The 16,520-nt window shown below is 62.8% G+C and carries 13 protein-coding genes and 2 pseudogenes; 7 read left to right on the top strand and 8 right to left on the bottom strand.

The window, feature by feature from the left end; all coding sequences use genetic code 11:
• Positions 1-207 precede the first annotated feature (207 nt).
• From moaC to QM841_RS35705, 7 genes and pseudogenes are all read right to left on the bottom strand, one after another.
• Positions 208-687 (bottom strand): annotated as a pseudogene (moaC, locus tag QM841_RS35740) (cyclic pyranopterin monophosphate synthase MoaC); the annotation flags it as partial.
• Between the two features lie 458 nt (positions 688-1,145).
• Positions 1,146-2,276 carry an XdhC family protein gene (locus tag QM841_RS35735; protein ID WP_283335610.1) on the bottom strand — a complete coding sequence of 377 codons (1,131 nt, stop codon included), beginning with the start codon at positions 2,274-2,276 and terminating at the stop codon, positions 1,146-1,148.
• Between the two features lie 173 nt (positions 2,277-2,449).
• Positions 2,450-3,928: an NAD-dependent succinate-semialdehyde dehydrogenase gene (locus tag QM841_RS35730; protein WP_283335609.1), complete on the bottom strand. Its 1,479-nt coding sequence runs from the start codon at positions 3,926-3,928 to the stop codon at positions 2,450-2,452.
• Positions 3,929-3,935: 7 nt separating this feature from the next.
• The gene (locus QM841_RS35725; RefSeq protein ID WP_283335608.1) at positions 3,936-5,048 is read right to left on the bottom strand and encodes an alcohol dehydrogenase catalytic domain-containing protein; all 1,113 of its coding nucleotides are present in this window, start codon (positions 5,046-5,048) and stop codon (positions 3,936-3,938) included.
• Positions 5,049-5,124: 76 nt separating this feature from the next.
• Positions 5,125-6,675 (bottom strand): class I adenylate-forming enzyme family protein, encoded by a 1,551-nt coding sequence (locus QM841_RS35720; protein WP_283335692.1) that lies wholly within the window; start codon positions 6,673-6,675, stop codon positions 5,125-5,127.
• A 95-nt stretch (positions 6,676-6,770) separates the two neighbouring features.
• The gene (locus QM841_RS35715) at positions 6,771-7,439 is read right to left on the bottom strand and encodes a TetR/AcrR family transcriptional regulator (RefSeq protein WP_283335607.1); all 669 of its coding nucleotides are present in this window, start codon (positions 7,437-7,439) and stop codon (positions 6,771-6,773) included.
• Between the two features lie 426 nt (positions 7,440-7,865).
• A pseudogene (locus QM841_RS35705) lies at positions 7,866-8,328 on the bottom strand (primary-amine oxidase); the annotation flags it as partial.
• A gap of 109 nt (positions 8,329-8,437) precedes the next feature.
• Between QM841_RS35705 and QM841_RS35700 the strand changes: the two are divergent.
• Positions 8,438-8,788, top strand: coding sequence for a DUF485 domain-containing protein (locus QM841_RS35700; RefSeq protein ID WP_283335606.1), 351 nt, complete (start codon positions 8,438-8,440; stop codon positions 8,786-8,788).
• Positions 8,789-8,796: 8 nt separating this feature from the next.
• The gene (locus QM841_RS35695; protein ID WP_283335605.1) at positions 8,797-10,344 is read left to right on the top strand and encodes a solute symporter family protein; all 1,548 of its coding nucleotides are present in this window, start codon (positions 8,797-8,799) and stop codon (positions 10,342-10,344) included.
• 61 nt (positions 10,345-10,405) lie between these two features.
• Here the strand turns inward: QM841_RS35695 and QM841_RS35690 are convergent, their stop codons facing one another.
• A complete protein-coding gene (locus tag QM841_RS35690) occupies positions 10,406-10,870 on the bottom strand; it encodes an acyl-CoA thioesterase (protein ID WP_283335604.1) in 465 nt (154 codons plus the stop codon).
• Between the two features lie 203 nt (positions 10,871-11,073).
• Here QM841_RS35690 and QM841_RS35685 point away from each other — a divergent pair, with 203 nt between their 5' ends.
• The 5 genes from QM841_RS35685 to QM841_RS35665 are packed head-to-tail and all read left to right on the top strand — an operon-like array spanning position 11,074 to position 16,514.
• Entirely contained in the window at positions 11,074-11,877 is an 804-nt protein-coding gene (locus QM841_RS35685; protein ID WP_283335603.1) for an SRPBCC family protein, read from the top strand.
• Positions 11,874-12,683 carry an MBL fold metallo-hydrolase gene (locus tag QM841_RS35680; RefSeq protein WP_283335602.1) on the top strand — a complete coding sequence of 270 codons (810 nt, stop codon included), beginning with the start codon at positions 11,874-11,876 and terminating at the stop codon, positions 12,681-12,683. Before QM841_RS35685 ends, QM841_RS35680 begins: the two co-directional genes overlap by 4 nt.
• Positions 12,680-13,447 (top strand): SDR family NAD(P)-dependent oxidoreductase, encoded by a 768-nt coding sequence (locus QM841_RS35675; protein WP_283335601.1) that lies wholly within the window; start codon positions 12,680-12,682, stop codon positions 13,445-13,447. Before QM841_RS35680 ends, QM841_RS35675 begins: the two co-directional genes overlap by 4 nt.
• The gene (locus tag QM841_RS35670) at positions 13,444-15,789 is read left to right on the top strand and encodes a xanthine dehydrogenase family protein molybdopterin-binding subunit (protein WP_283335600.1); all 2,346 of its coding nucleotides are present in this window, start codon (positions 13,444-13,446) and stop codon (positions 15,787-15,789) included. Before QM841_RS35675 ends, QM841_RS35670 begins: the two co-directional genes overlap by 4 nt.
• Positions 15,786-16,514 carry an enoyl-CoA hydratase gene (locus QM841_RS35665; protein ID WP_283335599.1) on the top strand — a complete coding sequence of 243 codons (729 nt, stop codon included), beginning with the start codon at positions 15,786-15,788 and terminating at the stop codon, positions 16,512-16,514. Before QM841_RS35670 ends, QM841_RS35665 begins: the two co-directional genes overlap by 4 nt.
• Positions 16,515-16,520: the final 6 nt, after the last annotated feature.

Raw genomic sequence — 16,520 nt, 5'->3', positions numbered from 1 at the left:
ACTGAGCAACAGACCTGGTGAATCGCTGCACCGGCCCGAGCGAGCGCCGCTCGACGGGCAGCGGCTTACGCCGTCAAATGTCTGTCACTGACGGTTGCTAGCGGGCCGATATCCGCATAGCGGCAATGGAAATGCCCCGCTCCGCATTTCGCGGAGCGGGGCACGTGCGGGACCGCCTGTTTCCTGTTCGGGATCAGCGGCGTGTAGCGTGCCTGGAGTCTCTCGCGTCCAGTGGCCGCTCGTGCCACCGTCCTTCGCGACGAGACGGACGTATTCGAGGGCGGCAGCCGGATCGACGGCCTTCACCATATCGTGCAGAGTCAGGCCTGCGACGGCGACGGCAAAGAGCGCCTCCATTTCGACTCCCGTGGGTCCCGTAGTTTTCGCTGTCGCCTCGATCGTGATCGCCGTGTCGGTGAACTCGAATTCCACCTTCACAGAAGACAACGCCAACTGGTGGCAGAGCGGGATCAGTTCGGAGGTCCTCTTGGCGCCGGAGATGCCGGCGATTCGGGCCGTCGCGAGAACGTCGCCCTTGGGAAGGTGGTCGGCACGGACTAGCGCGACCACCTCCGGTGTGGTGACCAATTGCCCTGTGGCTACCGCGATTCGGTTGGTGCCCGACTTCGCGCTGACGTCGACCATGCAGGCGCGACCCTCACTGTCGAGGTGGCTGAGGTTATGCACGGCATCGACCGCGTGCGAGGGGGCGATGGGGACGCGCAGCGCCGTTCCTGACGACCCCACACTCGGCTGCGCCCGCGGAGTGCGTGGGCATTCCCAGCGTAACTGTGAATATGCGGGCCAAGGAGCGCGTCGGTGTGGTCGGCGCCATCGAGAGTCTGCCCCAGATCTGTGCTGAGACGGGGACACTCGCCCATCCGTGCGGATCGGCCGGCCTGCGCGCAGCGCACATCGGCTGAAACTGCTCGACGAACCTCTCCGCCGACCGGACATGACTGGCACGGTCATCCCTGACCGGATGGGGTAGTCGGGGTGGTGTCATTGAAAACTCCGTGAGGTGGAAGACCGGCGTCACTCCGCTATGCCATACCGGGAGCGAAGGGCCCTGGCCAGCAGTTCAGTTTGGACGAAGGTGCTAGGTTGGGCATCGTTGAGAGGTAGTCTGTTTGTCGCCTATGCGACTACTGGATCGGCGCGGTGAGGGTCGAATCGGTGGTTTGTCCGATCGCATGAATCGGTAAGTCATTGCCGCGCAACGAACTCCCAGACCGATTCTCCCGAGACGCCACTATCTCGGCGGCAATCGAGATTGCGGTCTCCATCGGTGTTCGGCCGCCGATATCGAGGCCAATTGGAGCGTGCAGTTGCCCGAGTTCGGCGTCGGTGAGACCGGCATTGCGTAGCTCCAGTTCGCGGTGTGTGCAGGTGCGTCGGGATCCCATCGCCCCCACGTAGGAAACGGGAAGTCGGAGGGCTTGAAGGAGTAACGGTACGTCGAACTTGGAATCGTGGGTGAGAACACAAAGGACGGAGCGGCTGTCCAATCTCTGGTTCTCGAGATAGCGATGCGGCCATTGCACCACGATCTCGTCGGCTTCGGGGAACCGCTCGCGCGTGGCGAACACTGCTCGCGCGTCGCACAAGGTTACGTGGTAGCCCATCAGTTTCCCTACCTGCACCAGCGCCCGTGCGAAGTCGATTGCGCCGAAGACGATCATGCGTGGGGGTGGGGCGAAGCTGTGAACGAACAGATCGACCTCATTTCCGCACCCATTCATTTGGCCGCCGACGTGAACGACGGTATCGATGCCGGCCGCGAGAAGCCCGGCCATGTGGGTCGTCGCGCCATGATCAGACGGTGCGGACCCAGTGCTGCCGACCAGTTCGGTGCCGTCGAACAACAGTAGCTCCGAGCGCTCATCGGAGAGGATGGTGCCCAGCGAGAAAGGTTGTCCGCTCCGGAGCGCTGCCTGTGCGCTACAAACCCTTCGACCCATCGTGGGGGTGTACTTGACGACGAATACGTCGATGGTTCCACCACATGTGAGACCCACCGCGAATGCGTCGTCATCGGACACGCCGAACCGATCGTGGGATGGGACTCCGGTGCTGATCACTTCACCGGCGATTTCGACGATCGCCGATTCGACGCAGCCACCTGAGACGCTTCCTACGATGGCGCCGTGCTCCGACACGGCCATCGCAGCGCCGGCCTGGCGGGGTGCGCTGTCGAAGGTACGAATTACCGTCGCCACGGCGTAGGAGACGCCCTCGGTGTGCCAGGCAACCAGCTGATCGATGATGTCGCGCACAAGCACCTCCGTGTATTGGCGAGGGACGTAGCATCCACGCTGGAAATCGCGAGGCAACGGGGTGTGACAGAACCATCACCAGCTCGCGGAAATGGGGACAGATGGTACGAGCCGAGTTGGAGCCGACAATCCGTACTTCTCGGATTTGTGGATTGTCGGCTCCGGCCGTCGACTCAGGCGTACGGGTCGGCGATACCGACGTAGCGTGTTTCGAGGTACTCCTCGATACCCTCGATTCCGCCTTCACGGCCCAAACCGGATTGCTTCACACCTCCGAAGGGGGCCGCCGGGTTGGAGACCACACCGACATTGATTCCGAGCATTCCGGATTCGATCTCTTCGCTCATCCGGAGAGTGCGCGCGGTGTCCCGTGTATATACGTAGGCGACCAAACCGTACTCGGTGCTGTTGGCGAGCTCTACAGCTTCCTGCTCCTCGGTGAAGGTCACGATGGGAGCCACGGGCCCGAATACCTCTTCGTCGAGGATTCGAGCAGTAGGACCGACACCTGTCAGTACGGTCGGGGGGTAGAAATAGCCCGACCCGGCTGGCACGTTCCCGCCGGTCTCGATGGAGGCGCCGGTATGAACTGCATCGAGTACGAGTTCGTGCACTTTGGTTCGCGATTCCTCGTCAATCAAAGGGCCAATCTGGGAGTCCGGGTCTGTGCCGGGTGCGACCGTCAGCGCCGCCATCTTCTGGGACAGCTTGCGCGCGAACTCTTCTGCGACCGCGTGATGAACGATGAAACGGTTCGCGGCCGTGCACGCTTCGCCCATATTCCGCAATTTCGCAAGCAAAGCTCCGTCCACGGCCGCATCGACATCGGCGTCTTCGAACACGAGGAACGGTGCGTTGCCGCCGAGCTCCATCGACGTCCTCAGCACCTGGTCCGCGGACGCTTTCAGGAGCTGGCGTCCCACCTCGGTTGATCCGGTGAACGACAGTTTCCGCAGGCGAGGGTCCGCGATGAGCGGACCGGTCACGGAACCGGCCTTGGAGGTCGGGATGACATTCAGCACCCCTGCCGGGAGACCGACCTCTTCGAGGATTTGCGCGAACAGCAGTGTGGTCAGTGGTGTCAAGGTGGCGGGCTTGACGACCATCGTGCAGCCAGCGGCGATCGCCGGCGCGATCTTGCGTGTAGCCATGGCCAGAGGGAAATTCCACGGGGTGATGAACAAGCATGGCCCGACGGGGCGTTTGTGCACCAACAGGCGAGTCTTTCCGTCAGGAGCGGGCGCGTATCGTCCGGCGATTCGGACTGCCTCCTCGGAGAACCACCGCAGAAATTCCGCACCGTAGGACACTTCACCGCGAGCCTCTGCGAGAGGCTTGCCCATTTCCAGTGTCATGAGAAGTGCGAAATCGTCGGCACGTGCGGTTACTGCGGCGAAAGCTGCCCGCAGTAGTTCTCCTCGGTCGCGGGGAGAGGTGCGGGCCCAGGACTTTTGAGCTTCAGCTGCTGCGCTCAGTGCGTCAGCACCATCGTTCACGGTGGCGTCGGCGACCGAGGTTAGTACCTCCCCGGTTGCCGGGTTGTGGACCGGGAAGGTGTTCTGATTCGAGGCCTCGCGCCATCGGCCGCCGATGTAGAGTCCGGTCCGGATCGAGTCGAGCAGGCTGTCGTGGAGAGTTTGCGTGCTGGTCAAGGGTTCCTCACTTGTCGTCGAAGACGATGACTTGGCGGATGGCCTTTCCGTCCGCGAGTTGGTCCATAGCGGTATTGATGTCGGACAAAGGGATCCGAGAAGAAATCAACGTCTCGACCGGAAGTTTGCCTTCGCGCCATAGTTGGGCATAAATCGGGATGTCCCGTGAGGGAACTGCTGAGCCTAGGTAGCTACCGATGACCGTGCGGGCGCCTGCAACCAGACCCAGCGGCGAGATTTCCGATCTCGCATCCGGTGCGGGCAGGCCGACCGTGACGGTTGTACCGCCTGGCGCGGTCGCAGCGATCGCGGTTTCGAACGCACGCGGGTGTCCGGCGGCCTCGATGACGACCGGTGCTTGTATGCCCAGCTGCGCGACTTCTTGTGGTGAATAAGTGGCAGTGGCGCCGATTCTACGCGCAACATCTAATTTTTCAGGCATGGAGTCAACACCGATCACCTCGCCCTTGCCGAGGGAGATCGCGGTGATCAGGGCTGCCATCCCGACGCCGCCGAGACCGACGACCATGACCGTCTCTCCCGGCTCGGGCTTTCCCGCGTTGATGACCGCTCCTCCGCCCGTCAAGACCGCGCACCCCAAGACGGCGGCGATCTCCGCAGGTACGTCGTCACCGACCGGAACGACCGAATGCTGATCGACGACGGCGTGACTGGCGAACCCGGAGACTCCCAGGTGGTGGTTGACGTCCTGGCCGTCTCGATGAAGCCGGATCCCGCCGGTGAGGAGAGTTCCGGCGTTATTGGCGACGCTGCCGGGCTGGCAGGGCAACTTGCCATCGGTCTTGCATTCGGCGCACTCGTTGCAGCGGGGGAGGAAGGCCATCACCACCCGCTGGCCCACGTCGAGGGAGTCGACACCCGTACCGACCTGCTCGATCCGGCCGGCGGCCTCGTGGCCGAGCAACATCGGAGTGGGGCGTGGTCGGTTCCCGTCGACGACCGACAGATCCGAATGACATATCCCGGCAGCCTCGATGCGGACCAAGACCTCACCTGGTCCGGGTGGATCGAGATCCAGTTCGGCGATCGAGATCGGCCGTGACGTGGCGTACGGCCGCTCGCGGCCCGCAGACTCGAGGACTGCTCCACGAATTTTCATGAAAATCCTTCCAGAAAAACGAGATCGGGCCTGTAAATCGATACAGGGCTCCGATTGACGCGTATGGCGCAGACTCTCAAATCGCGTGTTCAGGTCTGTGCAGCTGGTGGCGTTGAATCTTTCCTGATCCGGTGCGGGGAATTTCCGCTACGGTAATGAACTCCTCCGGAACCTTGAAATAGGACAGTGCGGCACGGCACCGGTCGCGAAGGGCATCTTCGTCGATCGTGTGGCCTTCTGCGGCGACGACGAATGCAATCGGGACTTCGCCGAGCTCGTCGTGCGGCTTGGCGACTACTGCCGCGTCGGCGACCGCACCGGATTCCATCAGAATGTCCTCGATCTCGGAGGGGTAGATATTCTCGCCACCCCGGATGATGAGCTCCTTGAGTCGACCGCTGATGCGAAGGAATCCATTCTCGTCGCGGCGTGCGAGATCCCCGGTGTGGTACCAGCCGTCCGTGAGCACCTCTGCTGTGGCGTCGGGGAGATTGTGGTATCCCAACATGACGTTGGAACCCTGTACCCAGATCTCGCCTTCCTCGAAAGGCGCAGCGTCCGTTTCTGTGGCGGGATCGATCAGCCGTACGGTCAGGCCGGGAAGGGGAAGACCACACGAGCCGAGTACCCGACCTCCGGTGGATGAATTCATCGTGACCATCGTCGATGTTTCGGTGATGCCGTAGCCATCAAGGAGGGGCACTGATGCGAAGTGTTCGAACGACTCGTTCAGGGCGGACGGCATCAAGGCGCCGGCGGACACACACAGCCGCAGTGAGGGCGCGTCGAGCGTGGCATCGTGCGAGGCGTTCATCAGATACCGGAACATCGTGGGAACGCCGGGGAAGAAGGTGACCCCCTCCTCTTTGAGGATGCGCAGGGTGTCACCTGGGGAGAACTTGGGCGTGATCTGTTCGGTCGCGCCGGTGGCGACGACCGCGAGGACGCACAGGCTCAGGGCATACGAATGAAACAGTGGCAGCGCTGAGAACACCACATCATCCGCGCTAAGGCCGGCGATCGGGATCCAGCAGGCGCCTACTACCCACAGGCAGCTGCGTTGGGTGAGGTGGACCCCTTTCGGCCGCCCCGTGGTGCCGGAGGTGTAGAGCATCCAGCACCACGTATCGAGTTCCGCGCTGTCCGGTGCGCCGGTGCGCGGTGCGGAATCGATGAGGTCGTCGTAGTGAACCACTCGTGCACGGCTGCTGGCCGGTAGCCCCTGAGGTGTGTCGCCAGCGACGATGACCAGCTTCACGGTCGTCGACTGCTCCATCAGTTCCAATACGGTGTTGACCCGCGCGGCATCGGTGAGAACGGCAACGGCCCCCGAGTCACGCAGAATGTGGGCGAACTCGGGTGCAGTTCCGCTGGGGTTCGCGCAGACTGTCACGGTGCCCGCGCGAGGCGCGGCGAGATAGCCCTCCACGACTTCCACGCAGTTGTCGAGGTACATCAGCAATCGGTCCCCGGTTTCGAGGCCTTCGTCGAGGAGATGGCCGGCAAGCCGGAATGTGCGTGTGTCGAGTTCGGCGAACGTCACCGTACGGTTCCCGTCACGGAATGCGGCCTTCTCCGGCCGTTCCTGAGCATGTTTGGCCAACAGCTGGGGTACGGGGACGATCACATCGGTGTGAAGCACGATTCCTCCGATAGTGGGCTAATTATTGTTAGTTAGCGTATTCCAGATCGCGTTATAGCAAAAGGGGGCAGCCGCATCCTCTACCGGGGAACGCGCAAAAGAGCGACGGCCTGGCGGCTGTACAGGTCGGCAACATCCGAGGGGGTGAGCTCGCCATCTGGGCGGAACCACCGGGCGATCGACACGCACATCTCGCGAATGGCGAACGAGGCAAGCCTGGGGCAGTCGACATCGAAGGCGCCTGTGGCCACGCCGTGACTGATGATGCTGCGGAAGCGATGTTCGTGGTCCTGTCTCGCGAGACGTGCGACTGCGTAGTCGCCCGGCTCGAGGTGTCTGGATTCCTGATTGACCACCCGTGTCTCACGGGGGTGTGTGGCGTGGCGCCGGGCGTAGGCAGCTACGGCGCGCCGAATCTTGTCTATTGGATCCTCCGTGTCTGCAACTGCAGTCTCGAAGTCGTCCGCGACATGATCGAGCGTGGTCAGCACGATCTCGGCCAGAAGCGAGGCCTTCGACTCTATGTGGTGATAGAGACTCGGGGGACGGATGTGCAGCGAGTGGGCGACGTCTTTCAGCGAGGTGCCGTGGAAACCGCGGTCGGCGAAATGGGTCAACGCCGCATCGACGATGTCAGCGCGGGTCAATGGGCTCGCGCGTCGTCCGCCGGGCGTGACTTCATCACGGCCATCCCGAAGGTGGTCGCCGAGCAGGTCGGATCGCGACGGGCTTGACGTGAGGGCGGTCACCTGACGATACTAACTCATAATAGTTAGCTTCGGTGTGGGGGATCGTGACCGACACCATCTGCGTTGATTGCACAGCCTGAGAACGGTTGCAGTCGATGCGATTCCGTTCGGAAACGGACGCTCAACACGAATTTCCTTGGGCCTGATCCCTTTATTGGGCGGCGAGACAAATGCGGATACCGGCGACCTTGTCGTCAATACCGCTACCCGGAGCCGGACGGCGTTCACCGCGGGCCCTACAGCCGCTCATCAAAGGAGACATTTGTGGCACTTTCGATCCCTCCGCCGACGGGCGTTGTCGACGACAACATGGTCGACAACGAACCCCAGCACTTGTCACGCGCCCTATCAAACCGACATATATCCAGCTCATCGCCATCGGCGGCGCGATCGGAACCGAACTGTTCATGGGCTCGGGTCCGACCAACCCTCGCGGGCGTCGAAGCCGACGCGGAACGACCACTTCTCCCGGTCGCCGCGGTTGCCGTCGACGACGAAGCTGGGTCCCTCGGGCTGGGTGATCTCGATGGGCTTCTGGGTGGTGCGCAGGGGCCGGTGGCGGCGAGGTCGTCGAAGTTGTTCGACTCCTCGGGGATCGGGACGGCGCGAGGTCGAGAACGTCGGTGACGGTCCGGTTCATGACGTCGACGAATCCGACGAGCCCGTCGATCGGGTGGGCCCAGGCGTGATCCTTCGGGTGGTCCTGGCGGAACGCGAGCCCCCGGAGGATCCGCGTGCCCGTCTCGCCGGGGTAGTCGAGGACACCGGCCGAGAGGGGAGCGACCCGGACGTCGGCGACGTCGAGTCCGCGGGCGGCGAGCGCGGCGAGGCAGCGTTCGTCGGCGGCCAGCACCTGTTCGACGAGTTCGAACTCCTCGTCCAGGACCGGCCTGACCGTCGCGGCCGGCAAACGGACTTGACGTGAGAGGGTCACAAAAAGATACTAACTTATTTTAGTTAGTTTATCTGGTGACAAGTCCCCCGTGAGAGAGAAGCTGATGACCGTCGAAGATCCCCCCACTGCGACGCCGACACCCATATCTTCCGAGGTCCAAGCGGTCGCCGCTTCGCAGGCTTTCGGTGAACTGGTCAGGCGTAGGTCAGTGTTCGTGCGCAACGCCCTCATCGCCTCGGCGGTGTGGTTTGGAACCTTTATCCTGCTGACCGCATATGCCCACTCCTTCATGGGCACGTTCATCGCGCCGGGCCTGACCGTCGCCTACGTCCTCGGCCTGTCGCAGTTCGGCATGGTGTGGATTGTGACCGCCGCCTACTTGCGGACCTCCACCCGTACGTTTGCACCGCTCGAGGCGAGTGCGCTCGAGGCGATTTCGTCCGGAAAGGACTGACACTCAACATGAATGTCACAAGATTGCTGTTCTTCGCCGCTGTCTTGCTCATCACGGTCGCGGTCACCTTCTGGGCGTCGCGGCGCACGAGCACTCAGTCCGACTTCTATGCCGCGGGGCGATCGGTGACGGGGGTGCAGAATGGATTCGCCATTTCCGGCGATCTCATGTCCGCCGCGACCTTCCTGGGCTTCACCGGTCTGATCTTTCTGACCGGGTTCGACGGCTGGGTCCTTGCAACTGCGGCGATCTTCTCCTTCCTGCTGATTCTGCTGCTCTTCGCCGAGAAGATGCGCAACGCAGGACAGTTCACGATCGCCGATGTTCTCTCGTTCCGTTTCAGTAAGCGCCCCGTGCGCGCGGCCACGTCATCTGCAACTTTGGTCGTCGTGGTGTTCTATCTGATTGCCCAGTTGGTAGGGGCAGGGGTTCTCATTCGCGCGCTCACGGGTCTGAGCTTCACGCCCGCGGTCATCATCACCGGCGTCGCGATGCTCGTCTACGTGGTTTTCGGTGGAATGCTTGCCACGACCTGGGTGCAGATCATCAAGGCGGCACTGCTGCTCGTCGTCGGTGGGGCGATGTGCGTGGGCGTGTTGTGGAAATTCAACTTCAATCCCATTGGCCTCTTTCAGGCCGCTGCCGACAACCACCCGAACGGTGATGCCTACCTTGCTCCTGGTGGATCGAGTGCGAATCCGCTGAATACCTTGTCGTCGGCCGTCGCCTACGCGATCGGAACCGCCGCCCTGCCACACATTCTCATTCGATTCTTCACCGTCCCGGACGCCCGTGCCGCTCGCCGATCGGTGGGTTGGGCAGTGGGGGTAATCGGAGTCTTCTTCATCATGACGTCGATCATCGGCTACGGCGCCCGCGCTATCCTCCCGCTCGGTTCGGAGAAGGCCACTGCCGGAGGGAATCTGACGGCACCCCTGCTGGCACAGCATCTCGGCGGTGGTGAAGGGAGCTTCGGCGGAGATGTCTTCATCGCACTCGTCAGTGCCGTTGCATTCGCAACCATCCTCGCAGTCGTGGCCGGACTGGTTCTCTCGGCCTCGGGCGCACTCTCGCACGACCTATGGTTCAACGTGGTCAAACGGCGGACACCGACCGAGCGAGAGGGCACGATCGTCGCACGAGTTGCCGCCGCCGGCGTGGGAGCCGTGGCGATCGTGCTGACGATCCTTCTCGGCTCCGGCATCAACGTTGCGCTGTTGGTTGGTCTGGCGCTCTCGATCGCTGCCAGCGCGAACTTCCCCGCCCTGGCCCTCAGCCTGGCGTGGAAACGGTTCAACACCGGGGGCGCGGTCGCCGGCATCACCGTGGGACTTATTTCGTCGGTGGTCCTGATCGTCCTCGGCCCCCAGGTCTGGCCAGGGGGAGCCGCGGAAGCACCCTTCCCTCTGACCTTCCCCGTGCTCGTGACCATTCCGCTCGGCTTCGTCGCATGTTGGATCGGCGCAATGATCAGCAAGCCGGACCCGCGGCAAGACGTCGCATTCACGGAATTGACGGTGCGATCTCAGGTGGGCCTCGGCGCCGAGACCTCCTGACCGCAGGAGCGGAAATATGTGGGTGGTGCTGCCGCAGGGGGCGGCACCACCCACATATGCGCTAGTCGGTCGTAACGGTCTCAAAGAGTTGCCGGAGATGCGCGGGGATGGGGACCGGTCGGCGTGACGACCGGTCGACGTAGACGTGGACCCACCGGCCGCGGGCAGCGATTGGATCGGTATCGGCTGCCTTCTCGGGGAAAATGGCGAGGTCATAGGTGACGCTCGAGCGCCCGAGTTTGCTGATACGAAGGCCCACGAGCAACGTCTGGGGAAAAGACAGTTGACTGAAGTATTGGCACCCCGACTCCACTACCACCCCAAGTGCCTCAGCCGTAAGGGGGTCGATCGAGGTCTCGTTCATGATCCACCCGTTGATGGCGGCATCGAACAACTGGTAGTACACCGCGTTGTTCAAGTGGCCGTACATGTCGTTGTCCGACCACCTCGTCGTGGTAGGCCGTCGCGCAACGAAGTCGCCGACAGTAGCTCCGCGAGCGATACCGACTGAAGCGGTGCTCACCATATTCTCCTCCTTTGGCTGGACGCCGCGGCTGTCATGCCCGGCGATCCTCTCTCAGATGAATTCTGAAAGACGCTGTTCGACAGCGAATCTGATGGTTGGCACGCTGATGTATAACAACTTCTGACCCGAGCCGGATCGGACATTGACAGCGGCCTCCTACAACCGTACGTTACTACTAACGATTATTAGTTAGGATGGTTTCTGTGGAACTAACAAACACATTCACGGTCGATCTGCCCGTAGCGCAGACATGGGATGTCCTCCTCGACCTCGGCCGTGTCATTCCCTGCCTTCCTGGCGCAGCCGTTCTCAGCCTGGACGGTGACGCGTTCGAGGGAGCTGTGAAGATCAAGGTGGGCCCGGTCTCCGCCCAATACAAAGGCGCAGGTCGATTCGCCGAGAAGGACCAAACCAACCGGCGCGCCGTCATCGAGGCCGAGGGCAAGGATGTCGGTGGGCAAGGTAACGCCAAGGCAACGATCACGGCGACCCTGTCCGAGCAGGGGAGCGGCACCGCAGTTCACGTGTTGACCGACCTGGCCCTGTCCGGCCGTGCTGCGAACTTCGGCCGCGGTGTAATCGCCGACGTCTCGAACAAGATTCTCGGCCAGTTCGTGAAGAACCTCGAAGCGGAGATCGCGCGCAGTGGCGTGGATGGAACCGCCGCGACCCCGACCAAACCCACCTCGATCGACGATGTCGAGCCGCTCGACGTCATGGGGAGCATGGGCAGCACGGTCATGAAATACGCGCTGCCGGGAGCCGGAGCGCTGGCCGCGGTGCTCGCCCTCATCTTCGCGCTCACACGGCGGGGACGCGGGGCAGGTGCTCGCTACACGGGCCAGTCCGCCCATTCCGGCGGATACACCGGGATCAGTTCGGGTGTTCCCCTGGTGATCAACCTCGTCTTCCCGGCTCCCTCCGCGAGTCGGGACGAGCGCAGTGGCGGGAGCGACTTCGCGCGAGCCCTCCAGCCGTTCAATGGTGACGGTGAGGCGACACGATGAAGGTCGGCTCCGGGATCGTTGTTCCACTCCTCGACGGAAGTGGCGTCGAGAACCCTCGCGATGTGCTTTTCCGCGCCGAGTCGACGGTCGACGCCTGGGCTGAGCACGAGGACCTGCTCGACTCTCAGGGCAACCTGGAACTCGCAGTCGGCGGATACCTGGTGCGGCTCGGGGACCGAAACATCCTCGTCGATGCGGGTGTGGGCACCATCGACAACGGAAAATACCGGGGTGGTCAGTTTCTCGAGTCCCTGCGGTTGCAGGGACTGGAACCGTCCGATATCACCGACGTCATCTTCACCCACCTGCACTTCGACCACGTCGGCTGGGCGACCAAGAAGGGTGCCGTCGTTTTCGAGAACGCCACGTACCGCGTCCACAAGCTCGACTGGGACCACTTCGTGGAAAGCCCGTCAGCAGAGCCCGGTGCTGTGCGCAAACTCAAGCCACTCGAGAGCCGACTCGAACTCTTCGCCGGCGACGAAACACTCGCCCCCGGTTTCGATGCACGGCACACCCCCGGCCACAGTCCCGGCTCGACGACATTCATCGTCTCGAGTGAGAACGCCAGCGCCGCGTTGATCGGCGACCTCGCTCACACCCCGATCGAACTTGTCGAGCCGCACTGGCACTTCGCCTTCGACTTCGATCCGGTCGCGGCGGCTCTGGTCCGGTCCGAGTTCGTCGCCGAATTCGCCGACACCGATACAACAATCCTCGCCGCGCATTTCCCGGGCATGCGAGGCGGCCATCTCGTAACCGACAACGACACCACAACCTGGACTTACAACAAGGAGAACCGATGAACCTCGACCTCAACGAGAAGACGGTGCTCGTGACCGGCGCCGGCAAGGGGCTGGGCCGCGCGATCGGCATGGCTTTTGCCGGAGAAGGAGCAAACGTCGCCTTCCACTACAACTCGTCCGCGCAAGGGGCCGAAGAGGCAGCTAAGGAAGCTTCTGCCCTCGGCGTCCGGGCGATCGCCGTTGGCGCGGATCTCGCCGATGGCGCGGCCGTCCAATCCGCGGTAGATGCGGTGAAGGCGGAACTGGGGCCGATCGACATCCTGGTCAACAATTCCGCCGTTACTCAGAGCAAGCCCTTCCTTGAGACCACCGAAGAAGACTGGGCACCGCAGATCGAAATCACGGTCGCCGGTACCCTGCGGGTCACTCAAGCGGTCGCCAAGCAGATGGTCGACTGCAAAGTGGAGGGCTCCATCATCAACCTGATGGGAGACTCGGGTCGCGTTGGAGAGTCCCGACTACTGGTGACCGCGACAACCCGGGCAACGACCGTCGGACTGACGAAGTCACTGGCCAAGGAGCTGGCACGCTACAAGATCCGCGCCAACGCCGTATCGATCGCACTCGTGCAAACCGGAAGTCTGAACGAGCACACAGGTAACGCCGACGATGCAAAACTCAAGCGCATCCTGTCGGCCTACCCCCTGCGCCGGTTCGGCGTTCCGGACGACGTCACCCCGACCATTTTACTCCTCGCCTCGACCAAGTCCTCGTGGACCACGGGGCAGGTCGTGTCGGTCAACGGCGGGTACTCGATGCCATGACAAACGAGCATGCCGCAGAACCTGGACGCGGCGCCGTCGGGAAAGTCGTCCGCCGGAAGGAGGACGGCCGGCTCATCACCGGCCATGGCCGATACGTATCGGATCTCGAGCTTCCCCGCATGCGTCACGTGGCCTTCCTGCGAAGCCCATACGGGCACGCGACCATCAAGTCCGTCGACGCCACCGAAGCAGCCGAAATCCCGGGCGTGCACGGAGTGTTCACAGGCGGCATGCCCGCGTTTCGTTCCGTTGCGTTGCGTGCGCAGTCAGCGCTGCCGTCGTATGTCGAGACGGCACAGCCGATCCTTGCCTGGCAGAAGGCAAGGTTCGCGGGCGAGGCGGTAGCCGCTGTCGTCGCCGAGAGCCGATACAAGGCCGAAGATGCGATGGAACGCATCGATATCGACTACGAGCAGCTCCCGGCCACGGTAATCGCTTGGAAGCCACCCGAGGTGCCGGTGCACGCCGAGGCGCCCGACAACATATTGCTCGAGCGCAAATTCGATGCCGGCGATGTCGACAAGGCCTTCGCCAAGTCACACGTCGTCGTCGAACGTGAGCTGACGACGAACCGGCACGCCGGCAACCCGATGGAATGTCGCGCCGGGGTCGCACTGTGGGATCCGGTCGACGACAAGCTCACCTTCTGGTCCGGGACACAGATTCCGCATCTGGTGCGCAACATGATCGCCGAACTTCTCGGGCTCGCCGAGTCCAATGTCCGTGTCATCGCCCCCGACGTCGGTGGCGGCTTCGGGACGAAGGCTGTGCTCTACCCCGAAGACCTGGCGCTGTGCGTTATGGCACGTGAAATGCGTGGATACCCGATCAAATGGGTCGAGGATCGCGCAGAGCATCTTCAGGCTGCCGCGCATGCCCGCGACCACCGCTATCTGGTGAAGGCCGGCTTTGCGAAGGACGGCACGCTCCTCGCCCTCGAGGCGGACGTGACGTGCAATATCGGTGCGTACTCGGTGTACCCATGGACCGCAGGAATCGAGCCGCTGATGGCGGGCGGGCTGTTGTCCGGCCCGTACCGCCTGGACAACTACAGGTGCGTCACGCGGGGAGTGACCACGAACACGTCCTACGCGGGCCCCTACCGCGGGGTCGCGCGTCCGGCCACCGTCTTTGCCATGGAGTGCCTCCTGACCGCGGCCGCCACCGAGTTGGGCATGACCGATCTCGACATCCGACGCAAGAATCTCGTCACTCCCGAGGAGATCCCGTATCGGATGCCGAGTCGCCTCGTGGACGACTCCGGCTGGTACGGCGAGTGCCTCGAGAAATGTGTCGCCGCGCTCGGGTACGACAACTTCCTCATCGAACAGCAACGCCGACGGGACTCCGGAGAAAATCCGATCGGCATCGGCTTCGCCTGCTACAACGAACTCACCGGTCTCGGGCGTGCAGCGGCAGCCGGACCGCGGATGCCGTTCCGGACAGGCCATGATGCTTGCACCGTTCGCATCGATCCGGACGGCAAAGTCACCGTACTGAGCGGAGTGACAACGCAAGGCCAGGGCTCGGAGACAACGATCGCCCAAATTGTCGCCGACGCGGTCGGGGTGTCTTACGACGACGTCAATGTCCGAATCGGCGACACCAACGAGTCGCTGTGGGGATTCGGTGCCTTCTCGTCCCGTCAGGCCGTCATCGGCGGTGGCGCGGCCCACCGTACCGGTGTCGTCGTCAAAGGCAAGATCCTGAAGCTGGCCGCTGCACTGCACGACCTGGACGAGGACGATCTCACCCTCGAAAACGGGGAAGTGTGGGGGCCGGAAGACGACAAACCGTTGGCCACCGTCGCCGAACTGGCTCGCATCGCCTACCTCGAGTCCAACAAGCTCCCCGAAGGCATCGAACCAGGCTTACAGGCAACCCGCTTCTACGATCCCATCCGCGGCGCATTCGCAGCCGGCGCCCAGGCCGCGATCATCGAGATCGATCGCAGCACGGGTGAGTTGAAAATCCTGAAATGGGTCTGCACCGAAGATGCCGGACGCGTGATTAACCCCCAAGTGGTCGAGGGACAGATCATCGGCTCGATTGCACAGGGAATCGGCGGAACGATGTACGAACACCTGGTCTATGACGACGCCGGCAACCTATCCACCGGCACCTTGATGGACTATCTGATGCCTACCAGCCATGAGGTACCAGAGATGATCATCGATCATATTTCGGTTCCGGCGGACAATCCGCTCGGTGTTCGGGGCGTTGGTGAAGGGGGAACCCTAGGACCGAACGCCGTTCTCGCCGGTGCTGTTCACAATGCCCTCGGAATTGAAATCCACCATCTGCCCATCACTCCGGGCAGGATATGGGAGGCGCTGCGATGATCACTGTGCAGACACAGGACGCGATCGCCATCATCACTATCGACCGTGACGAGAAGCGAAACGCCCTCGACATCGCTCACCTCGAGCAGTTGGGCAAATCGGTCGAAGCGTGCATCTCCGACAGCCACCGCGCGTTAGTAATCACCGGTGCCGGACGTGCATTCAGCGCCGGAGCAGACCTCGGCGGCGTTTACGGTGATGGATTCAGGGACGCGTTGTACGCAACACTCCACACTATTACGACCGCACCAGTTCCCGTAATTGCGGCAGTCAATGGTGCGGCGATCGGCGCGGGAACCCAACTCGCTATCGCGTGTGACCTGCGAGTGTCGGCTCCGAATGCTGTCTACGCTGTCCCGACCGCGCGCAACGGCTTGGCAGTCGACCCCTGGACGATTCGGCGGCTTTCGGTATTGGGAGGTGGCGGAACGGCCCGGGCTCTCCTCCTCGCCTGCGAGACCATCGACGCCGAGACAGCACAGAACCGCGGCTTGGTCGACAGTATCGGTACCACCGCGGACGCGGTCGAAATTGCACGTGAGATCGCGACCTTCGCGCCGCTGTCGCTGCAGTACTCCAAGCACGCGCTCAATGCACTGCTGGAACCCGACGAATGGGATGACAGCCTCGGATTCGAGTTCGACAGGTGTTGGTCCAGCGCGGACTTCGCGGAAAGTCAGATCGCACGGTCGGAGAACCGTCGACCGATATTCGAGGGAAAGTGAGGAGCC

Source organism: Rhodococcus sp. IEGM 1307 (assembly GCF_030056915.1).
Classification (GTDB): domain Bacteria; phylum Actinomycetota; class Actinomycetes; order Mycobacteriales; family Mycobacteriaceae; genus Rhodococcus_F; species Rhodococcus_F opacus_D.
Note: the sequence above shows the minus strand (reverse complement) of the source record. Positions and strands in the feature narration are given on the sequence as shown.